Below are 19516 nucleotides of genomic sequence, written 5' to 3' on the forward strand. Positions count from 1 at the left end.
CTTAGGCGGCTTTCTTGTTCTTGTGCATGACTTCCCGGGCCAGATGTCGATAGGCCATCGCCCCCAACGATCCCGAGTCATACTGAAGTACGGGCAAGGCATAAGACGGAGCCTCACTGACCCGCACATTTCTGGGTATCTTGGTTTTAAATACCATCTCACCCAGATTGTCACGCGCGTCTTTTTCGACCTGGCGGGACAAGTTGTTGCGGTTGTCATACATCGTCAACACAACACCTTCGATTCTGAGGTCCGGATTCGCGGTCTGACGGACCTCTCGAATGGTCAGCATAAGTTGCGACAATCCCTCCAAAGCGAAGAACTCGCTTTGCAGCGGCACCAGAACGGAATGCGCCGCAACCATTGCGTTTACCGTCAACAGATTTAGCGAAGGCGGGCAGTCGATCAGAACGAAATCCAGGTCAAACTTGTCGATTGCCGTCTGACGCAAGGCGTCGTGCAGCAGATAACTGCGCTTTTCGTTTGAAATGAGTTCGATATCGGCCGAACTCAGGTCGACCGTGGCCGGGACCACAAACAGGCCTTCGATCTCGGTTTCCTGAACAACGGCCTCCAGCGGTGCGTCATCCAAAATCAGGTCATAGGTCGTCCAGTCCCGGTCCTCGACCCCCAAACCGGTTGACGCGTTCCCCTGAGGGTCCAGATCTACGACCAGAACTCTGCATCCGGCCTCCGCCAGTCCGGCGGCAAGGTTTATCGCTGTTGTGGTCTTTCCGACCCCGCCCTTCTGATTGGCAACCGCTATGATCCGGGGCCCTGAGGGACGAGATAAATCAACCACGTGTGACTCCTTTGATCTTAAGGATAACGGCCTGAGGCTCAGTTAAACTTGTAATCGGGTCAACGTCGAAATTCCATTCCCTCTGCGCCTCTTCCAGCTCTTTTTTCCACCTTTCGCCTTTCGGCAGCAACGCAAGCCCTGATTTGCTTAGATGTCTGTCACAAAAGGACAATAGTTTGGAAAGATCCGCCAACGCACGCGCAGAAAGAATGTCGGCATTCAAGGGATCAACTGCTTCGATTCGCTTGGAAATAACACGGCAATTCGCCCGGCATTCCCGGGCAACGTTGCGCAGAAAAGCAGACTTGCGTTGATCACTTTCAACAAAGGTAAACTGGGCATCCGGCGCCTCTTCGATCGCCATGATGGCGCAGACCATCCCGGGGAAGCCACCGCCACTCCCTAAATCCACCCAGGACGCATATGGCTGCGCGCAGCGATACACTTGAACGGAATCCTTGATATGGCGGTTCCAGATATCTTCCAGACTGTTGCGGGAAACCAAATTTATCTTTGGATTCCACTGTTTCACAAGTTTCACATAAGCGGACAGGCGATCGAATGTTTCACGTGAAACATCCAAATCGCGAAAAATCGCCTCGCTCATGCCCTTCGAACCTTTTGATCGCGGCGCAGTTTGGCCAAGACCAATGTCAGTGCTGCAGGCGTAACACCCTCCACCCGACCTGCTTGCGCAATATTCTCGGGTTTTGCATCGGAAAGCTTTTGTTTCATCTCTGAAGACAACCCTTCAAGAGCGAAATAGTCAAAATCTCGCGGAATCTCGTAAGACTCATCGCGTTTCATCGCCTCAACGTCTTTTTGTTGCCGCGCAATGTAATTCGCATACAAAGCGTCACGTTCAACCTGTCTGCGTATTTCTTGGTCAACGCTTGCGATTTCAGGCACAAGCGGGATCAGGTCGTCAAATTGAACATCCGGAAAGGCCAGAATCGCCATTCCATCCCTTCGGTTTCCGTCCTGATTGACATTGATCCCAGCGGCACGGACCTCTTTTGGCGTGAATGTCTGATCTGTCAGCTTTGACTTGGCAGCCGTCAGTTTTTTCATTTTTTCAGAGAATTTCGCCTGCCTCTCTGCTCCCACACACCCGATATCGAGCCCGATCGGAGTAAGGCGCTGGTCGGCGTTGTCCGCACGTAATGAAAGCCGGAACTCCGCCCGCGAAGTGAACATGCGATAGGGCTCTGCCACTCCGCGCGTTGTCAGATCGTCAATCATCACGCCGATGTAACTGTCCGCCCGCGTGAAATGAATGGGATCCTGCCCTTTTGCTTTCAGGGCTGCGTTCAGTCCGGCAACGAGACCTTGAGCTGCTGCTTCCTCGTATCCTGTGGTCCCGTTTATCTGGCCCGCTAGATATAGTCCCTCGACGTCCGGCAGCGCGAGTGATGACGTCAAAACACGCGGGTCAACGTAGTCATATTCAATTGCATAACCGGGCTGCAATATTTCTGCAGCTTCAAGGCCCTTTATCGAACGCACATAATCGTGCTGCACATCCTGGGGTAAAGACGTTGAAATCCCGTTCGGATAGATCGTGTGATCGTTTACACCTTCGGGTTCAAGGAAGATCTGATGGGAGTCCTTATCTGCAAAGCGAACGATTTTATCTTCAATTGACGGGCAATAGCGTGGTCCCACACCATCAATATGGCCGCCATACATTGCGGAGCGCGACAGGTTCTTTTCGATAATTTCATGGGTCCGCGCATTCGTATGCGTGATTCCGCACGAGATCTGGGGCGCTACAACCTTGGTCGACAGGAATGAGAACAGAGTTGGTTCGTCGTCTCCGTCCTGGCGTTCAAGCTCACTCCAATCGATGCTTCGCCCATCCAACCGGGGTGGAGTTCCAGTCTTCAGTCGCCCCAATGGCAACTCAAAGCTATCCAATCGTTCGGCCAATTTCACGGATGGGCGGTCCCCCATGCGTCCACCCGGGCGCGAGACGTCGCCGATATGGATGACCCCACGCAAGAACGTTCCCGACGTCAGAATGACCGTTTTTGCTTTGATTTCTGCGCCGTCCGCCAACTTGACGCCAGTAACGTGATCCCCCTGCATCAAGAAATCAGTGACCTCGCCAGTCACAACGGTCAGGTTGCGTTGCTTGTCCGTCTCTTTTTGCATTGCTGCCCGGTACAAGGCACGGTCAGCTTGCGTTCTGGGGCCCTGAACGGCTGGACCTTTGCGGCGATTGAGCAAACGAAACTGGATACCGGCCTGATCAGCGACGCGGCCCATTACGCCATCCATAGCATCGATTTCCCGGACCAGGTGGCCTTTACCCAAACCACCAATAGCTGGGTTGCAGGACATCACACCGATATCGGATGCTGACAAAGTGACCAACGCGGTCGCTACACCCATACGGGCCGCCGCGTGGGCCGCCTCGGTCCCGGCATGACCAGCGCCAATAACAACAACGTCAAAATCTGAATGTTTCACGTGAAACACTCCTTACTTACCCAGGCAGAAGCTCGAGAAGATCTCATCCAAAAGATCCTCTACCCCTATTCTGCCAACCAAGGTTTCAAGGGCACGGATCGCCGTGCGCAGTTCTTCTGCAGCGATATCATACAAATCCGGGCCCGATTCCAGAACCGTCGTCGCCGCACGCAGAGCATCAATAGCTTTGAGCAAGGCAACCCTATGCCTTTCACGAGTAGCAATACCACTGCTTGTAGTCTTATTGCTAAGAATATACGAAATCTGGGAAATTAACTGATCTATCCCTTGGCCAGTTTTTCCGGACACTCCGTTTTCCGACTGATCCCGAAGGTCGGATTTTGGCAAGACCTGAATATCATCTTCCAGGACTCGGACACCCAGCGCTTGCGGGTCATCTGACAAGAAAACCCGTAGATCGGCTGCCTCAGCCCGTTTTTTGGCCAGTTCGATCCCCAAATTCTCGACATGATCTTTCGTCTCTCGCAACCCGGCAGTGTCCAGCAAGGTGACAGGCAGCCCGGCAAGGTCCATCCGCACCTCGATCACATCGCGCGTTGTTCCGGCGTATTCCGAAGTGATCGCCGCCTCTCGTCCCGCTAGGGCGTTCAGCAATGTAGATTTACCTGCATTCGGCAAACCGACAATCGCAACTTCGAACCCAGTTCGAATGCGCTCAGCGATCTTCACACCATCGGCCTCACGCTGTAGATCGGTCATCACACCGGACACCAGCGTGTTCACTTCCGGTGTCACATCGGTTGGAACTTCTTCGTCGGCGAAATCTATGACGGCCTCAAGCAACGACGCCGCGCGGATCAGATCGCGGCGCCACCGTTCGGCCAAAGTTCCCAGACCGCCAGCCAAGATTGTCTGAGCTTGCTTTCGCTGCGCTTCGGTTTCTGCATCGATCAGGTCCGCAAGCCCTTCGACCTGGGTTAGGTCCATCTTACCATTTTCCAATGCGCGCCGAGTGAACTCTCCAGGTTCTGCCAATCGCAGACCTGACATACCCGAAAGGCATCGCATGACTGCATTCACTGCAGCTGTGCTGCCATGTATCTGCAGCTCGGCCACATCTTCGCCAGTAAAACTAGCCGGGCCCTGAAAGGTCAAAACCAACCCATCGTCCAGCCGCGCACCATCATCGGCGTACAATGTACGCACCCGCATGCCTCGGGACGGCAATGTGCTTCCTGTCAAATCAGCCGCAGCAGAATGCGCCAAAGGTCCCGAGAGGCGGATGACCGCCACCCCGGCTTTGCCTTGCGCGCTGGCCAAGGCGAATATCGTATCCATTCGAAGGCCTCGCGTGGGTTAAGACCTGTATCAGGTGTTCATCGAGTCGAAGAACTCACCATTCGTCTTGGTCTGTTTCAACTTGGACAACAGGAACTCGATCGCATCGGTGGTGCCCATCGGGTTGAGGATGCGGCGCAGAACGAAGGTCTTGGCCAGATCGCCCTTGTCGACCAGCAGGTCCTCTTTCCGTGTGCCGGACTTGAGGATGTCGATCGCCGGGAACACCCGCTTGTCTGCGATCTTGCGATCCAGAACGATTTCCGAGTTACCGGTGCCTTTGAATTCTTCAAAGATCACTTCGTCCATCCGGCTTCCGGTATCGATCAGTGCGGTGGCGATGATGGTCAGCGAACCACCCTCTTCAATGTTCCGCGCGGCACCGAAGAAACGCTTTGGACGTTGCAGAGCATTTGCGTCTACACCACCGGTCAGAACTTTACCCGAGGACGGCACCACAGTGTTGAATGCCCTACCAAGTCTTGTGATCGAGTCGAGCAAGATAACAACATCTCGTTTATGTTCGACCAGACGCTTGGCTTTTTCGATCACCATCTCCGACACGGCCACGTGGCGGGTTGCTGGTTCGTCAAAGGTCGAAGACACCACCTCACCCTTCACCGAACGCTGCATGTCGGTCACCTCTTCGGGCCGTTCATCGATCAGCAGAACGATCAGATAGCATTCCGGGTGGTTCTGTTCGATCGAATGCGCGATGTTCTGCAGGATCACCGTTTTACCGGTCCGCGGCGGCGCCACGATCAGCGACCGCTGGCCTTTACCGATGGGTGCCACCAGATCAATCACACGGGCCGACTTGTCCTTGATCGTGGGATCCTCGATTTCCATCTTCAGACGCTCATCCGGATAGAGCGGCGTCAGGTTGTCGAACAGGATTTTGTGCTTGGCCTTTTCAGGATCTTCAAAGTTGATCTTGGTGACCTTGGTTAGCGCGAAATAGCGTTCATTGTCATCAGGCGCTTTGATCTCACCTTCGACCGTGTCACCGGTGCGCAGCGAATGCTGGCGGATCATGTCGGGTGAGACATAGATGTCATCCGGACCCGGCAGATAGTTCGCCTCGGGCGAGCGTAGAAAGCCGAAACCGTCCTGCAGAACCTCCAGCACGCCATCGCCGCCAACGGTCCAGCCCTCATCCGCGCGTTCGCGCAGGATCTGGAACATCATCTCGCCTTTACGCATGGTCGAGGCGTTTTCGATCTCCAGTTCTTCGGCCATCGCCAGAAGATCTTTGGGGCTTTTGGCCTTCAGGTCGGCCAGATTCAGGGCTTCAGTTGTCATGATATATACCTTCACCGCAGACAGCGCGGCACGAAGTGGAATTTCAGTACGGAAAATACGCCGCCCGGACGGGCGAGTTGATCCCTACATAAGCGCGACAGCGGCCCGAGTCAAACAGGCCTTCAAAGCGGTTTTCATTTGAACTGTATCGAAACACGCTGCCTCTCCCTTCGGTCGAACGCGTGTTTCAATGCATGGTGTGACCTAAAACGAAAACCGCTCTAGAACTTCAGAACGACCGCCAGGACGATGATAACCATCAAAACGGTCGGGACCTCGTTCATCATGCGAAACTGCCGCCCAGTGAGCTTGTTTCGGCCTTCTAAGAAATCCTTGCGCCGTGCCATCAGCCAGTGATGGAACCAGGTCATCGCGATAACGGCTGCCCCCTTGATCCAGGGCCAGGACCAATCCCATCCGACAATGCCCGGCGTGAACACCATGATCAGACCGCACACCCACGCTACGATCATTGCAGGGCGCATGATGACGCGCAAAAGCTTCTCTTCCATTTCAAAGAAGATGTCCTGCGCTCCGTCGACGGCTTGTGCCTTTTCTACGTGATACACGAACAATCTGGGCAAATAGAACAACCCGGCCATCCAAGAGATCACGGCCATGATGTGCAGTGACTTCACCCACGGGTAAATCGTGAAAAGAAGATCAGTCATTCTGGCTCCGGACGTTGCTCGGAACTCTCCCTAATAAAAAAATAAGAAAAGAAAAAGGAAGATGGTTTTGTAGGATGAGCAATTTCCGTGGATTACTTTTTTACTCAAGCCTTTTCCCCAAGTGGACAGAATTTCTGTGCGAGCAAGTGATTCTGTTGATTTTGAATTTTATTGATAAATATCAAATACTTGAATAACACTCCAGAAAAGGAAACTGGGGATAACTCATTGGGTAAGATGGGACATCCCGGTTTTCCCGTGCGACAAAGTTATCCTTGTCCCGAAAGGATGGGTTTCGGGCGACTCGGGTGAGATTTGAGCGAAATTCCCGGGGTTGCGTGTCAACCGGAAAACCATACAAACCATCCCAGAACGCTCAACGATTTGCTCAGGGGGTTTTCCACATGTCTGTCCCCATCATCCTAGCCTCGGGGTCATCCATTCGTGCACAGCTGCTTCGCAATGCGGGTGTGCCGTTTACGGTGCAAACTGCGCGGGTGGACGAAGACACGGCCAAGCGCGCGTTGCTGGCCGAGAATGCGCCACCGCGCGATATTGCGGACACATTGGCCGAAATGAAAGCCCGTAAAGTCAGCGATAAAAACCCCGGAGCGATGGTTGTGGGCTGCGACCAGGTGCTTGATTTTGACGGTCAGCTTCTGTCGAAGCCTGAAACGCCCAAGGACGCGCTGGCGCAATTGAAGGCGATGCGTGGCAAGCGGCACATGCTGTTGTCCGCAGCGGTGATCTATCAGAATGGCGAACCGATCTGGCGGCATGTGGGGCAGGTCCGTCTGCGGATGCGGATGAGCTCGGACGCTTACTTGCGCGACTATGTCGACCGCAATTGGGACAGCATTCGTCAAGCGGTTGGGGCTTATAAGCTTGAGGAAGAAGGTGTGCGCCTGTTCGCGACCATTGACGGGGACTATTTTAACGTCTTGGGTATGCCCTTGTTGGAGTTGCTGAATTATCTGGCCGTTAAAGGGATGATTGATCAATGAGTGAAACCCGAATTCCTCTAGCCGGAGTGATCGGGCATCCGGTTGCGCATTCGAAATCCCCTAAACTGCATGGGCATTGGCTAAAGACTTATGGTCTGGCCGGATTCTATGTCCCGATGGATGTTTCGCCTGAGGATTTGGAAACTGTTCTAAGAACCCTCCCGCAAGCCGGGTTCGTTGGAGCCAACGTCACCGTGCCGCATAAAGAGGCTGCTTTGCGTCTGGCAGATGAAGTGTCGGACAGAGCAAAAAGGATTGGCGCGGCGAACACGCTTGTGTTTCGGGATGATGGCTCAATCCATGCGGACAACACCGATGGGTACGGTTTTATGGAGAACCTGCGCTCTGGTGCGCCGGATTGGAACCCGCAGGATGGGCCCGCGGTGGTGTTTGGCGCAGGAGGCGCGGCACGCGCGGTTCTGCAGGCCCTGATCGATGCAGGCGTGCCAGAGGTTTTGTTGACCAATCGTACGCGAGCGCGGGCTGATCAGTTGAAAGAAGAATTCGGATCGCAGATCACGGTGATTGATTGGCTGCAGGCCGGGAACGTCATCGAAAATGCCGAGCTGGTGGTAAATACAACGTCGCTGGGCATGCAAGGACAGCCCGAATTGCGGGTGCCATTGGACGGGTTGCAGCCGGGTGCTGTTGTCACTGACCTGGTTTACGCGCCTCTCAAAACCCGGTTGCTGCAGACCGCCGAAGACGCCGGGTGTACCACGGTGGATGGTCTGGGCATGTTGCTTCATCAGGCAGTGCCGGGGTTTGAGCGTTGGTTTGGCCACCGCCCCGAAGTAACGGATGAGCTGCGCGCCACGGTGCTGGGATGAGCTTTGCGCTTGGCCTGACGGGCTCGATCGGGATGGGCAAAAGTACGACGGCGCAGATGTTCGTGGACGAAGGTTGTGCGCTTTGGGATGCGGATGCGGCGGTGCACAAGCTGTATTCGGTCAGAGGGGCAGCTGTTGAACCGATGCGCGCGGCTTTTCCAGACGCTGTGATCAATGGTGCGGTCAGCAGAGAGGCGTTGAAACACATCATCGCGGCCGATCCGGCCTCTTTGAAAGTGATCGAAGGAATCGTGCACCCCTTGGTGGCCGCAGACCGGGCCGCATTCCGCGAAAATGCTACGGCGGACGTTCTGGTGTTCGATGTACCACTGTTGTTTGAAACCGGTGGCGACGCGGCGATGGATGCCGTTGCCTGTGTTTCGATCCCGGCGGATGAACAGAAACGCCGCGTGATGGAGCGCGGGACGATGACCGAAGCGCAGTTCGAACAGATCCGCGCCAAGCAGATGCCGAATGACGAGAAATGCGCGCGGTCGGATTTCGTAATCGTGACGGATACGCTGGACCATGCCCGCGCGCAGGTGCAGGATGTGGTCAGGCAGATACGGGCGGGGATGGCTGATGCGTGAGATTGTACTGGATACCGAAACCACGGGGTTTGATCCCGAAAGCGGCGACCGGATTGTCGAAATCGGTGCAGTCGAGCTGTGGAATCACGTGGCCACCGGCGAGACCTATCACGTTTATATCAATCCCGAACGGTCGATGCCGGATGAGGCGTTTGGCGTACATGGTATTGGCCCCGACTTGCTGGAAAACCCTCGGCCGCCGGAAAAGGGCGAGGTTACGCTGAAGGACAAGCCGGTCTTTGCCAAGGTCGGTCAGGGGTTTCTGGACTTTGTTCGGGATTCCAAATTGGTGATCCACAATGCGTCGTTCGACATGAAATTCCTGAACGCGGAACTCAGATGGATGGGTCTGCCGACCCTTCCGATGGATCAGGCGTTGGATACGCTGGCGATTGCACGCAAACGATTTCCCGGCTCGCCTGCCTCGCTGGATGCGCTGTGCCGCCGCTTTAACATCGACAACACGAACCGCGTTTTGCACGGGGCGTTGCTCGACTCGGAAATTCTGGCCGAGGTGTATCTTGAGCTTATTGGCGGACGGCAGCCGGATTTCGGCCTGTCGACAAGCGCGGCGTCTGCTTCGGGTGAAGGCGATGATTGGCGTCCAACGGCGCGCGCCAATGCGTTGCCATCGCGGATAACCGAGGATGAGCGCGCAGCGCATGATGCTTTTGTCGAGAAATTGGGCGAAAACGCCCTGTGGACCCGCGCCTAGGCCCCTGCCCGGCGCGGGTGCAACCGATTAAGCTTCGGTTTTCTGAGCTTCGGCCTGACGGCGCATCAGCTCGTTGCGGTACAGTGCAACAAAGTCGATGTTGTCCAGGTTCACCGGTGGGAAGCCACCGTCGCGGGTGATGTCGCTGACGATGCGGCGCAGGAACGGGAACAGCATGCGCGGGCATTCGATCATCAGGAAGGGGTGCAGCTGATCTTCGGCCACACCTTCAATGTGGAACAGACCGCAATAGTCCAGCTCGCACAGGAACAGGACGTCTTCCATGCCCTTGGCTTTCGAGGTCAGGTTCAGCTTGACGGCAACTTCGTACTGATGCTCGGTCGGGCGCTTTTTGGCATCCAGGTTCACCTGAACGGCGATCTCGGGCTGAACGTCGCCCGACACGCCTTTTTGCGCCATCACGTTTTCAAAAGACATATCCCGAATGAATTGTCCCAGAACACGCATCTGGATCTGAGGGGCGGCCTGTGCCGCGGTGTTTTCTGCAGGGCTCTCGTCAGCCATGGATCTACTCCGAAAATGAAATTCGCCACTGCTTAGCAAGTTGGGCGCAACACCTCAATGCTGAGGCGGCCCTTCGACCCATTTGGATGGTTTTGACGGGTTCTGACGCGGGCGAACCTCGGTGAATTCGCCGTCGATCACATCATCCTGATCGAACGGGGCTGGTCCGGTGCGAAACTGCGCGCTGCTGCCCATCTGGAACTGCGTGATCGTGACTTTTGATTTCAGATAGCGGAACACGGCCACCCGAACGCCGGGAATAAGCAGCGCAAAGCCAACGGCATCGGTGAAAAACCCCGGCGTCAACAGCAAAACACCCGACAACAGGATCATGGCACCATGGGCCAGCGGCTCGGTCGGGTCGTCCAGTTCGGCAAAGGACCGCTGCAGATTGGCCAAAGCCATGCGACCTTGTGTCCTGACCAAAGCGGTACCGATCACGGCGGTCAGAACGACGATGGCAAGCGTCGGCCACAGACCGATAAGGCCGCCAACCTGTATGAACAGCGCGATCTCGATGATGGGCACCAATAAAAATGCCAAGAACAAGTACATTTGCGTTATCCTTTCCCATAGGCCGGGCTGTGGACTTGCCACCAACTGTCACCTACATAGTGGCATGAGGCTGCGTATACAAAGTCGCGGCCTGAAAAGAGGATGAAATGAACGAACCGATGATCCAGTTGCTGGTCCTGGCCGGAATTGCCGTTTTCCTGATCCTGCGCCTCAAAAGCGTGCTGGGCACTCGTGAGGGTTTTGAAAAGCCTCCCGTCCAGCAACAACCCGACACGAACGCATCGCGTCGCGAGTTCGAGGTGATCGAAGGCGGTCCGGATCATGACATCACCGACCATGTTGCCGAAGACAGCGAGCAAGCCCAAACGCTGGCTGCGATGAAGCGGGTTGAACCCAGCTTTTCCGTAACCGAATTCGTGCAGGGCGCACGCGGTGCCTATGAGATGATTGTCATGGGGTTCGAAAAGGGCAATCTGGATGAAATCCAGCCGTTCCTGTCCGAAGAGGTGTTCGATACTTTTGTCTCGGTCGTGGCATCCCGCGAAGACCAGGGGCTGACGATCGAGGCCGAATTCATAGGTGTGCGCGAAACCACGCTTGCTGATGCAAAGTTCGACAAAGATACGAACCAGGCGGAAATCACCATGCGGTTTGTGGGTGAGCTGACCTCGGTCGTACGTGATCGCGGCGGTGACATCATCGAAGGCAACCCGAACACCGTCAAACGCCAAAAGGACAGCTGGACCTTTGCCCGTGTCATGGGCTCGGATGATCCGAACTGGCTGCTTGTCGCCACGGACGCATGATTGGCGCGCTCCGGTCGCTTATACTGGCGGCGGCGATGACCACTGCCGCCAGCGCTGAACCTACGCGATCCATCCTGTCGTTTGACGACCTTGATGGCTGGGCTGCCGACGATCACGGGGCGGCCCTTTCGGTTTTTCTGAACACCTGCGGCGATCTGGATGACCCGGACTGGCAAGCGCTATGTGGCGTGGCCCAAACCTACAAGGCGGACGCCGCGCGGTCGTTCTTTGAACTGTTTTTCCGGCCGGTTCTTGTTGAGGACGGAGAAGACGCCCTGTTCACCGGCTATTTTGAACCTGAACTAGACGGCTCGAAAACCCGGACAGATCGCTTCAAATACCCGATCTACAAGATGCCGCCCGAGGCGCGTGCCGCTGACAAATGGCTCAGCCGGCGTGAAATCCTGACCGGGGACGCGATGCAGGGTCGCGGGCTTGAGATTGCCTGGGTGGATGATCCGGTCGAATTATTTTTTCTGCAGATCCAGGGCTCGGGCCGGGTCCGGTTGCCCGATGGCAGTGCCCTGCGCGTGGGGTATGGCGGTGCGAACGGGCACCCTTATCGTTCCATCGGGGCTGAACTGATCCGACAGGGCGCACTGGGCGCGCATGAGGTCAGCGCCCAGATGATCCGAGCCTGGGTGCGCAAGAACCCCGAGGCCGGCGCTGAGTTGTTGTTTCACAACCCCTCCTATGTCTTCTTCCGCGAAGTTTCGCGGGTGGCGCCCGAATTTGGGCCATTGGGTGCAATGAACCGGTCCGTTACGACCATGCGCAGCATCGCGGCTGATCCGGCCTATACCCCGTTGGGCGCGCCGGTTTGGGTTGAGAAAGACGGCAAGTCCCCCCTGCGCCGCTTGATGATTGCACAGGACACTGGAGCGGCCATTAAAGGCGCACAGCGCGCGGACATCTTCTTTGGTACAGGGGATGAGGCCGGAAAGGCTGCGGGGCGTCTCAAGGATCCGGGTCGCATGATCCTGTTGCTGCCGATCCAGCGGGCCTATGCCCTGTTACCGGATGAGTTCTGATGTCCCGACGCAAGCTGACGGCAGAAGAGGTCGAGCTGTGGCGGAAGGTCGCCAAACAAGCGGAACGCCTGCACCCTGAACTTCCGCAAACGGTTCATCCGGTTACCCTGCCCAAACCGAAACCGACCAAGACACCAAAGCCCCGGTTTGAAGCATTCGAGGTCGGGCAAAATGCCCAAGGCAAACCGGCGCGCAACGCGCTGAAGCCATCTGTTGGCGAAAGCCTGAAGGCGGGCCCGGTGCAGATGGATACCAAGGCGTTTGGCCGAATGAAGCGCGGCAAGATCAAGCCCGAAGGTAAGTTGGATTTGCACGGGATGCGTGTGGACACAGCTCATCCGGCGCTGATCCGGTTTGTACTGACGGCACAGGCATCAGGGAAGCGTCTGGTTCTGGTTGTCACCGGAAAGGGCAAGGACAGGGATGAACCCGGCCCCATACCCACCCCGCGCGGGGTCTTGCGCAATCAGGTACCACAATGGCTGGCCTTGCCGCCCTTGGCTCAGGCCGTGCTGCAGGTTGCCCCGGCCCATATCAGTCACGGCGGCGATGGCGCTTACTACGTCTATCTGCGCCGATCGCGTTAGAGCGTCGGCACAGCCCGTGAAACCCCGATCCAGACTGACAGGCATACGAGGATAAAGAATCCTCCGATCCACAGGAATTGGTCGTCCAGTGTGATCCCTCTGTCCAAAAGCACGCCGGTCAGGCCGGGGCCGATGGCGGACCCCAGTACCATGACGGCTGTTGCCATGGCCTTGATCGCCCCGATATGGCTTGTGCCGTAGAACTCGGCCCAGAACGCGCTGGGCAACGTGTTGTTGGCGCCGACGGTCAGGCCCAGAAACACCATTGCAATCATCGCCCCGGCGATTGAGCTTGTCATGCCCGCGACCACGAAGCCGATCGCAATGGGGATTTGGTAGAACGGCATCAACCGTGCGGTGCCCCATTTGTCCAACGCCCAACCCGCCAGGAACATCGAGATCAACGAAACAACCGTAAAAACGGGAAACAGCGCGACCAGATCGATATGCTGCCAACCTTTCACCTCGGCCAGATGAACCTGATGGAAGAAAAACGCGGTGATAAATGCGGATGGTCCCAACACAGCCGGGGCCATGAACCAGAAAAGCGGATGGAACAGCGTCTCTTTCCGAGTCCAGTGCCGCCCCATCATCCCGGTTGCCGCGTATTCTGCGGCCAGGCTTTGCGGTGTCCTTTCTTGCCGCAAGAGACGCGTAAGAACTGGGATCCCCATGACAACGATCGCTGCAGAGATCACCCACAGCCAGCGCCAATCCAAAAGCGTCATGGCAGCGACAAAGGCCAGCGGCAACAGCGCCTCACCCACTGCATAGCCGACCGAGGCAATCGATAAGGCCTTGCCGCGCGAAACAGTGAACCAACGCGCCATCGCGACCTGGGCCAAATGAGTGCTCATGCCTTGACCGAACAAGCGCAGCAGAAACACCACCACAGGCAACAGGACCAGCCAACTGTTCACGGCCATCGCCAGCGCCGCCACGGCCAGACCAGCCAGAACCGCCGGGCCCAGAACGCGAACGCGAAAGATGTCCGTCAACCCTCCGGCCCAGATCATCACCACTGCGGATACAGTCGTGCCCAGCGAGTACAGCCCGCCCCACGCTCCGTGGCTTAGGTCAAACTCTGCCCGGATATTTCCGGCAAAAACCGAGATAAAGAAGGTCTGCCCAAAGCTGGACAGAAAGGTCAGAAGAACACCCGCGCCCAGCCAGGTCGCGTTGTCCCGCAGGTATTGCTGCAGTCTGAACTGCGTCACGGGGTGGTGACCTGGGCCTGTCCTGTTTCAGTCAGAACAATTTCCGTGGCACCGTCCGGATTCCGCTCGCTGGGTGGGACCAGAATATCGATGCCAGGCCGATCCTCACGCCCAAACGTGTTGTTGACGCGACGCAACGAGCTGAGGATCGACAAGAGTGCCGGAGAGGTCGCAGCGACGAAATGCGAGGACTGGGCATCGCTGTTGAATGCGGTCGTGTCGATGACACTGATCGGGAATTCCTCAAGCGACGCGACTGAACTAATGTTTCCCAACCTCTGACCCTCATCCGTGCCGCGCAGGCGGGCCGAGATGTTCAGGATTTTATCCTTTTGCGAGACCATTACGATGAACGGGTCGGGCGGGTTATCGATACGTTTCATCTGTGATCGAAACAGATCGAGATCCAGGTCGGGCGAAATCAGCACGACGCCTTCGATGTTTCGATTGGCCCAACCGGGTTCCTGCAATTCGGCTTGCCGCATCATTTCCATCGACAAGGCACCGCCCATGGAATGGGCAACGAGAATGACGCGTTTGACACCCATGGACTTCAACTCGCGAATGGTTTGTTCCAACCCGTCACGCGCGAACAGCATGCTGTCCAGATCGTAGGCGTATCCGTAACCCGTCGCGCGACTTGGCCAGGAATAGACCAACGTTGATCCTGGCAAGCCGATGTCATGGGTCAATTGGGCCGCGCGAAAGATCGTTTCGGTTTGGGTCGAGTTATAGCCATGCACAAAGATCGTGACATCGTCCTCGCCGCGAAGATGCTCGCGCAGGCCGCTTGGTCCACTCAGCTCGGTAACGTTTGCCAGAACGAATTCTTTCTGGGGATTAGGGTTCGCGTAGGAAAACTTGAGCGTCCCGGGCGTGTGGCTTGGTGGCACCGAAACCGTTGTGTCCAGAAATTTGATCGTCTCGCCACGTTGGAAGCCATAGTATCCGTTCGCCTCGCGGGCCCGGCTGGTGCTGACAAAGATGGTTTCAGGCGTACCAATCGTCGCGGCCGAGGGCACGACTTCGGACACCGTCCGGTCGACGCAGGCGCTCAGCGAAATGGATACGAACAGAATGATAAAAATGCGCAGCACAGGTCAGCCCTCGGGGGTGAGTCGTGCATACGCTATCGCATTCTGGCCGCACGTCCAGCAGATGAACGTGAGTTTAGCGGCGAAATACGGCTTGTGGCGTTACAAAACGTAACGGCTGAGGTCCGTGGATTTGGTCAATTCACCCAGATTGTCGTTCACGAACTGCGCGTCAACCGTGATCTCGGTCCCAGCCTTGTCGGGTGCCACAAAGGAAAGATCCTCGAACACCCGCTCCATCACTGTGTAAAGACGCCGTGCACCGATGTTCTCGACACTCTGGTTCACATCTGCCGCGATGCGCGCCAAGGCGGCGATGCCGTCATCGGTGAAGCTGACCGTGACTTCTTCGGTGCCCATCAACGCCGTGTACTGCCGGGTCAGGGCGTTGTCGGTTTCGGTCAGGATGCGAACAAAGTCTTCTTCTGTCAGCGCGCGCAACTCCACGCGGATCGGCAGACGGCCCTGAAGTTCGGGTAACAGATCCGAGGGCTTGGCGATGTGGAACGCACCGGACGCGATGAACAGGATATGGTCGGTTTTGACCGGCCCGTGCTTGGTGCTGACGGTTGTGCCCTCGATCAGAGGCAGCAGGTCGCGCTGGACCCCTTCGCGGCTGACATCGCCGCCGCGCGCGTCTGTGCGGGCGCAGACCTTGTCGATCTCATCCAGGAACACGATGCCATTCTGTTCGACCGACTCCAGCGCCACTCGATTGACGATTTCATCATCCAGCAGCTTGTCAGCCTCTTCGCCGATCAGTGCGTCATAGCTTTCGGCAACGGTCATCTTGCGCTTCACGGTCCTACCGCCGAAGGCTTTGCCAAAGATATCGCCCAGGTTCATCATGCCCATCTGGCTGCCGGGCTGGCCGGGAATATCGAACATCGGCATCGGGCTCGAGGTGTCAGCCAGCTCCAGCTCGATCTCGGTGTCGTCAAGTTCGCCCGCCTTCAGTTTCTTGCGGAACATCTCGCGTGTGCCTTCGCGGGCGTCGGTGCCAGCGATGGCTTCGATCACGCGGTCTTCGGCGGCTTGATGCGCTTTGGCTTTGACATCTTCACGCATGTATTCACGGGTCTGCAGAATGGCAGCATCCGCCAGATCGCGCACGATTTGTTCCACGTCTCGTCCGACATAGCCGACCTCGGTAAATTTGGTGGCCTCGACTTTGATAAACGGTGCGCGGGCCAGCTTGGCCAGGCGACGGCTGATTTCGGTTTTACCAACGCCGGTGGGGCCGATCATCAGGATGTTTTTCGGATAGACCTCATCCCGGATATCATCGGCCAACTGCTTGCGCCGCCAGCGATTACGCAACGCGACGGCCACGGCCCGCTTGGCATCCTTCTGCCCGATGATGAAACGGTCCAGTTCCGAGACGATCTCGCGCGGGGTCAGGTCTGTCATGAGTGTTCTATCCAATTGTTTCGCACCGGAACCTAATCATACGCCACGAAAACACAAGCTGATCACAAAAATCTCACGCCAACACACGGGCTGAACACGGAAATTCGTGGTGATGTGAATCGCCAGCCGAGCGTTCGATGCGCATAGTCTTCGGCGACGGGCACGTTCGCCTGCAATCTGAAATGGAGACTCACATCATGATGACTCGTCGTTCGCTCTTTTTGAATGCCGCTGCTACCGGCGCCGCCCTGACACTGGCCAGTGCCAGCGGTGCTGTTGCCGGAGGCGCAAAGAAAAAGGGCACTTTCGAGGGCCGCTCGAAGCATATCACCACGGGTTCGGTCAAAGTGGTCAAAGACGGTGAGCGCTATATCGTTGAGCTGGGCGACGACTTTTCGCTGGACAATGGTCCCGACCCGCGCGTGGCCTTCGGCAAGGATGGCACCTATGACCCGAACTCGAAACTGGGCGCGCTGCTGAACCTGAAGGGTAAACAGAAATACGCTGTGCCGCCGACCATGGATATCTCGGGCTACAACGAAGTTTACATCTGGTGCGAAGTCGCTGGCGTCCCGCTGGGTGTTGCTGCCCTGTCGTAACCCAACAACGATTTGCGCCCGGAGGCCGGTGAAAAACCGGCCTCTGACAAGACGTTAGGTGGCAAAGCGCCTATCTGTTACACTCATCTGCAGGAACAAGTTCCGGGGTGCGTGTCATGACCAAGATTGCCAAGATCACACTGCTGTTCGTGGTGTTTGTGGATTTGATCGGGCAAGGGCTGGTCTTTCCCATCATCAACTCGCTCATCATGGAAACGAAATCCGGATTTCTGCCGGAAAGCACGCCGATGGGGCGACGCCATTTCTACTATGGTCTCGTGATTGGATGTTTCTTTCTGTCCTGGTTTCTTGGGGTGGTTTATGTCTCGAAGGTTTCGGACTCGATCGGGCGAAAAAATGCCTTGTTGGTTTGTTTGGGTGGAGCGCTGGCCGGGTATGCCATCACAATTGCTGCGCTTTACCTCAACAGCTTGGTTCTGCTGATCCTTGGTCGATCCATCACCGGTTTCACAGCCGGCAACCAACCTATCGCGCAGGCGGCGATGATTGATGGCAGCACAGATGCGGCCGATCGGGACCGCAACATGGGCTATATCATCACCGGGGTCAGCTTTGGCCTAGTCGGTGGCCCGATTATAGGAGCTGTTCTGTCTGATGCCGCCATTCTGGGCAGCTACGCCACGCTGAAGATGCCGTTCTATGGTGCCTTTGTTTTGGTGCTGATCGCGATCTTCCTGGTGACGTTCTTCTTCAAAGATACCCGCACCGAGCGCGCAGCATTCGTCTTCCGCCCGCGCGACATCACCGACAGCCTGATCGCGGTGCGCGATCACCCGATGGTTCTGAAGATTTTGCCAGTCTACGCGCTGTTCATGGTCGCCAATGTCACGTTCTACGTTTTCGTCGACAATTACCTGACCAGTGCCTGGGGATACGGTGTAATCGGCGGCAGCATGGCAATGGTGGTGATTGGCTTCGCGCTGGCGTTTTCCAGCACGTTCCTTGTGAAACCGGCGCAAGAGCGGTTCAGCAAACACAAGATCATCCAGACCTCGCTGGTGGTGATGGTGATCTGCGGCTTTGCTTTTGTTTTCAGCCCAAGTGCCGTGCTCAGCTATGTTCCGATCTTCTTTTTCTATTTCTTCTTCGGTGTGTCTTACCCAACGCTGCTGGGCCTGTTTTCGTCAAGCGTCAGCGAGGCGGACCAAGGCTGGGTCATGGGGGTTACGACAGCCGTCTTCTGCCTTGCGGGCGGCGTGATGTCCCTGATCGGCGGAGGGTTGATGAGCATCGACATCCGCGTGCCCTACTACATCGTCATCGCCACCGCCCTGTTGGGGCTGGTCGGCATGTATCGTCGCTGGAGAGGCAAAGAGATCTCGGCGCTGCTCGCCTAGATCGTCTCAACCGTCAGATTGCCGTTGGTGTAAACGCAGATATCTGCGGCAATCGCCATGGCCTCACGCGCGACCTGTTCGGCCGTTTTGTCGCTGTCCATCATCGCGCGCGCCGCGGCGAGGGCAAAGTTGCCACCCGATCCAATGGCGGCGACGTTGTGTTCAGGCTCCAGCACGTCCCCTGCCCCGGTGATGACCAGCAGATCGGTTCCATCCGTGACGATCAGCATCGCCTCGAGCTTTTGCAGGTACTTGTCGGTCCGCCAGTCCTTGGCCAGTTCGACCGAGGCACGGGCCAGTTGGCCGGGCGTAGCCTCGAGCTTGGCTTCCAACCTCTCCAGCAAGGTGAAGGCGTCTGCGGTCGATCCAGCGAATCCGGCGACAACTTCGAACCCACCGGGTGACAAGCGGCGCACCTTGCGCGCGGTTCCTTTGATCACGGTCTGGCCCAGGCTGACCTGCCCGTCACCGGCAATGACGACCTGACCGTCCTTTTTGACACCAATGATCGTGGTCCCGTGCCATCCGGGAAAGTCGTTGTCCGCCATGAAAGCCTCCGTGTTCTCACAGGGGGTATATATGGGCCGGGCGCGGGATCGGCGCAACCCGTTGCAAAACTGCCTAAAAGATATGCACAGAATGCAATTCGGGGTTACCAGACCAGCAATTGTGAGTCCGGCAACGCGGG

General features: G+C 56.8%; 21 protein-coding genes. 9 read left to right on the plus strand and 12 right to left on the minus strand.

The window, feature by feature from the left end; genetic code table 11:
• Position 1: 1 nt before the first annotated feature.
• The 6 genes from J7416_RS09540 to J7416_RS09565 form a co-directional block, all read right to left on the minus strand.
• Positions 2-802, minus strand: coding sequence for an AAA family ATPase (locus J7416_RS09540; protein WP_170426306.1), 801 nt, complete (start codon positions 800-802; stop codon positions 2-4).
• On the minus strand, positions 795-1409 hold the full coding sequence (rsmG, locus tag J7416_RS09545) for a 16S rRNA (guanine(527)-N(7))-methyltransferase RsmG (protein ID WP_209224471.1): 615 nt from the start codon (positions 1407-1409) through the stop codon (positions 795-797). Before rsmG ends, J7416_RS09540 begins: the two co-directional genes overlap by 8 nt.
• Positions 1406-3274: a tRNA uridine-5-carboxymethylaminomethyl(34) synthesis enzyme MnmG gene (mnmG, locus tag J7416_RS09550; RefSeq protein ID WP_209224472.1), complete on the minus strand. Its 1869-nt coding sequence runs from the start codon at positions 3272-3274 to the stop codon at positions 1406-1408. Before mnmG ends, rsmG begins: the two co-directional genes overlap by 4 nt.
• A gap of 12 nt (positions 3275-3286) precedes the next feature.
• Positions 3287-4573 carry a tRNA uridine-5-carboxymethylaminomethyl(34) synthesis GTPase MnmE gene (gene mnmE, locus J7416_RS09555; RefSeq protein WP_209224473.1) on the minus strand — a complete coding sequence of 429 codons (1287 nt, stop codon included), beginning with the start codon at positions 4571-4573 and terminating at the stop codon, positions 3287-3289.
• A 30-nt stretch (positions 4574-4603) separates the two neighbouring features.
• Positions 4604-5875 carry a transcription termination factor Rho gene (rho, locus tag J7416_RS09560; protein ID WP_209224474.1) on the minus strand — a complete coding sequence of 424 codons (1272 nt, stop codon included), beginning with the start codon at positions 5873-5875 and terminating at the stop codon, positions 4604-4606.
• 221 nt (positions 5876-6096) lie between these two features.
• Entirely contained in the window at positions 6097-6546 is a 450-nt protein-coding gene (locus J7416_RS09565) for a CopD family protein (RefSeq protein ID WP_209224475.1), read from the minus strand.
• Positions 6547-6950: 404 nt separating this feature from the next.
• Between J7416_RS09565 and J7416_RS09570 the strand changes: the two genes are divergently transcribed.
• Genes J7416_RS09570 through dnaQ form a run of 4 tightly spaced genes read left to right on the plus strand, consistent with a single transcriptional unit; the run spans position 6951 to position 9685 of the window.
• Entirely contained in the window at positions 6951-7550 is a 600-nt protein-coding gene (locus J7416_RS09570; RefSeq protein ID WP_209224476.1) for a nucleoside triphosphate pyrophosphatase, read from the plus strand.
• Positions 7547-8380 carry a shikimate dehydrogenase gene (locus J7416_RS09575; protein WP_209224477.1) on the plus strand — a complete coding sequence of 278 codons (834 nt, stop codon included), beginning with the start codon at positions 7547-7549 and terminating at the stop codon, positions 8378-8380. The genes J7416_RS09570 and J7416_RS09575 overlap by 4 nt, the downstream gene beginning before the upstream one ends.
• Entirely contained in the window at positions 8377-8970 is a 594-nt protein-coding gene (gene coaE / locus J7416_RS09580) for a dephospho-CoA kinase (protein ID WP_209224478.1), read from the plus strand. The genes J7416_RS09575 and coaE overlap by 4 nt, the downstream gene beginning before the upstream one ends.
• On the plus strand, positions 8963-9685 hold the full coding sequence (gene dnaQ, locus J7416_RS09585; RefSeq protein ID WP_209224479.1) for a DNA polymerase III subunit epsilon: 723 nt from the start codon (positions 8963-8965) through the stop codon (positions 9683-9685). Before coaE ends, dnaQ begins: the two co-directional genes overlap by 8 nt.
• A 27-nt stretch (positions 9686-9712) precedes the next feature.
• Here the strand turns inward: dnaQ and secB are convergent, their stop codons facing one another.
• Together secB and J7416_RS09595 are read right to left on the minus strand one after the other, a co-directional pair.
• Positions 9713-10210, minus strand: coding sequence for a protein-export chaperone SecB (gene secB / locus J7416_RS09590; protein WP_170426326.1), 498 nt, complete (start codon positions 10208-10210; stop codon positions 9713-9715).
• Positions 10211-10264: 54 nt separating this feature from the next.
• Positions 10265-10765 (minus strand): FxsA family protein, encoded by a 501-nt coding sequence (locus J7416_RS09595; protein WP_209224480.1) that lies wholly within the window; start codon positions 10763-10765, stop codon positions 10265-10267.
• A gap of 107 nt (positions 10766-10872) precedes the next feature.
• On the opposite strand from J7416_RS09595, the gene J7416_RS09600 reads away from it, so the two are divergent.
• The 3 genes from J7416_RS09600 to J7416_RS09610 are packed head-to-tail and all read left to right on the plus strand — an operon-like array spanning position 10873 to position 13150.
• Complete coding sequence (locus J7416_RS09600; protein ID WP_209224481.1) at positions 10873-11532, plus strand: Tim44/TimA family putative adaptor protein; 660 nt, start codon at positions 10873-10875, stop codon at positions 11530-11532.
• A complete protein-coding gene (locus tag J7416_RS09605; protein WP_209224482.1) occupies positions 11529-12563 on the plus strand; it encodes a murein transglycosylase A in 1035 nt (344 codons plus the stop codon). Before J7416_RS09600 ends, J7416_RS09605 begins: the two co-directional genes overlap by 4 nt.
• Positions 12563-13150 carry a Smr/MutS family protein gene (locus tag J7416_RS09610; RefSeq protein ID WP_209224483.1) on the plus strand — a complete coding sequence of 196 codons (588 nt, stop codon included), beginning with the start codon at positions 12563-12565 and terminating at the stop codon, positions 13148-13150. The genes J7416_RS09605 and J7416_RS09610 overlap by 1 nt, the downstream gene beginning before the upstream one ends.
• Here the strand turns inward: J7416_RS09610 and J7416_RS09615 are convergent.
• The 3 genes from J7416_RS09615 to hslU all read right to left on the minus strand — a co-directional run bounded on the left by J7416_RS09615 (position 13147) and on the right by hslU (position 16871).
• Entirely contained in the window at positions 13147-14367 is a 1221-nt protein-coding gene (locus J7416_RS09615; RefSeq protein WP_209224484.1) for an MFS transporter, read from the minus strand. The two genes, J7416_RS09610 and J7416_RS09615, sit on opposite strands and share 4 nt — an antisense overlap.
• Positions 14364-15464, minus strand: coding sequence for an alpha/beta fold hydrolase (locus J7416_RS09620; RefSeq protein WP_209224485.1), 1101 nt, complete (start codon positions 15462-15464; stop codon positions 14364-14366). Before J7416_RS09620 ends, J7416_RS09615 begins: the two co-directional genes overlap by 4 nt.
• Positions 15465-15563: 99 nt before the next feature.
• On the minus strand, positions 15564-16871 hold the full coding sequence (gene hslU / locus J7416_RS09625) for an ATP-dependent protease ATPase subunit HslU (RefSeq protein WP_209224486.1): 1308 nt from the start codon (positions 16869-16871) through the stop codon (positions 15564-15566).
• Positions 16872-17068: 197 nt separating this feature from the next.
• Between hslU and J7416_RS09630 the strand changes: the two genes are divergently transcribed.
• On the plus strand, positions 17069-17470 hold the full coding sequence (locus tag J7416_RS09630; protein WP_209224487.1) for a DM13 domain-containing protein: 402 nt from the start codon (positions 17069-17071) through the stop codon (positions 17468-17470).
• Between the two features lie 116 nt (positions 17471-17586).
• Positions 17587-18828, plus strand: a complete 1242-nt coding sequence (locus J7416_RS09635) for an MFS transporter (RefSeq protein WP_209224488.1) — start codon at positions 17587-17589, stop codon at positions 18826-18828.
• On the opposite strand, the gene hslV is transcribed toward J7416_RS09635, so the two are convergent.
• The gene (gene hslV / locus J7416_RS09640) at positions 18825-19376 is read right to left on the minus strand and encodes an ATP-dependent protease subunit HslV (RefSeq protein ID WP_209224489.1); all 552 of its coding nucleotides are present in this window, start codon (positions 19374-19376) and stop codon (positions 18825-18827) included. The two genes, J7416_RS09635 and hslV, sit on opposite strands and share 4 nt — an antisense overlap.
• Positions 19377-19516 lie beyond the last annotated feature (140 nt).

Source organism: Ruegeria sp. R14_0 (assembly GCF_017743975.1).
In the GTDB taxonomy this organism is placed as follows: Bacteria; Pseudomonadota; Alphaproteobacteria; order Rhodobacterales; family Rhodobacteraceae; genus Ruegeria.

Bases quoted from the DNA above. Each gene is read 5' to 3' on its own strand.
- J7416_RS09570 (WP_209224476.1), top strand. From the start codon at position 6,951: ATGTCTGTCCCCATCATCCTAGCCTCGGGGTCATCCATTCGTGCACAG.
- hslU (WP_209224486.1), bottom strand. From the start codon at position 16,871: ATGACAGACCTGACCCCGCGCGAGATCGTCTCGGAACTGGACCGTTTC.
- J7416_RS09605 (WP_209224482.1), top strand. From the start codon at position 11,529: ATGATTGGCGCGCTCCGGTCGCTTATACTGGCGGCGGCGATGACCACT.
- coaE (WP_209224478.1), top strand. From the start codon at position 8,377: ATGAGCTTTGCGCTTGGCCTGACGGGCTCGATCGGGATGGGCAAAAGT.
- dnaQ (WP_209224479.1), top strand. From the start codon at position 8,963: ATGCGTGAGATTGTACTGGATACCGAAACCACGGGGTTTGATCCCGAA.
- J7416_RS09610 (WP_209224483.1), top strand. From the start codon at position 12,563: ATGTCCCGACGCAAGCTGACGGCAGAAGAGGTCGAGCTGTGGCGGAAG.
- rsmG (WP_209224471.1), bottom strand. From the start codon at position 1,409: ATGAGCGAGGCGATTTTTCGCGATTTGGATGTTTCACGTGAAACATTC.
- J7416_RS09595 (WP_209224480.1), bottom strand. From the start codon at position 10,765: ATGTACTTGTTCTTGGCATTTTTATTGGTGCCCATCATCGAGATCGCG.
- hslV (WP_209224489.1), bottom strand. From the start codon at position 19,376: ATGGCGGACAACGACTTTCCCGGATGGCACGGGACCACGATCATTGGT.
- mnmE (WP_209224473.1), bottom strand. From the start codon at position 4,573: ATGGATACGATATTCGCCTTGGCCAGCGCGCAAGGCAAAGCCGGGGTG.
- secB (WP_170426326.1), bottom strand. From the start codon at position 10,210: ATGGCTGACGAGAGCCCTGCAGAAAACACCGCGGCACAGGCCGCCCCT.
- rho (WP_209224474.1), bottom strand. From the start codon at position 5,875: ATGACAACTGAAGCCCTGAATCTGGCCGACCTGAAGGCCAAAAGCCCC.
- J7416_RS09635 (WP_209224488.1), top strand. From the start codon at position 17,587: ATGACCAAGATTGCCAAGATCACACTGCTGTTCGTGGTGTTTGTGGAT.
- J7416_RS09565 (WP_209224475.1), bottom strand. From the start codon at position 6,546: ATGACTGATCTTCTTTTCACGATTTACCCGTGGGTGAAGTCACTGCAC.
- J7416_RS09630 (WP_209224487.1), top strand. From the start codon at position 17,069: ATGATGACTCGTCGTTCGCTCTTTTTGAATGCCGCTGCTACCGGCGCC.
- J7416_RS09575 (WP_209224477.1), top strand. From the start codon at position 7,547: ATGAGTGAAACCCGAATTCCTCTAGCCGGAGTGATCGGGCATCCGGTT.
- J7416_RS09600 (WP_209224481.1), top strand. From the start codon at position 10,873: ATGAACGAACCGATGATCCAGTTGCTGGTCCTGGCCGGAATTGCCGTT.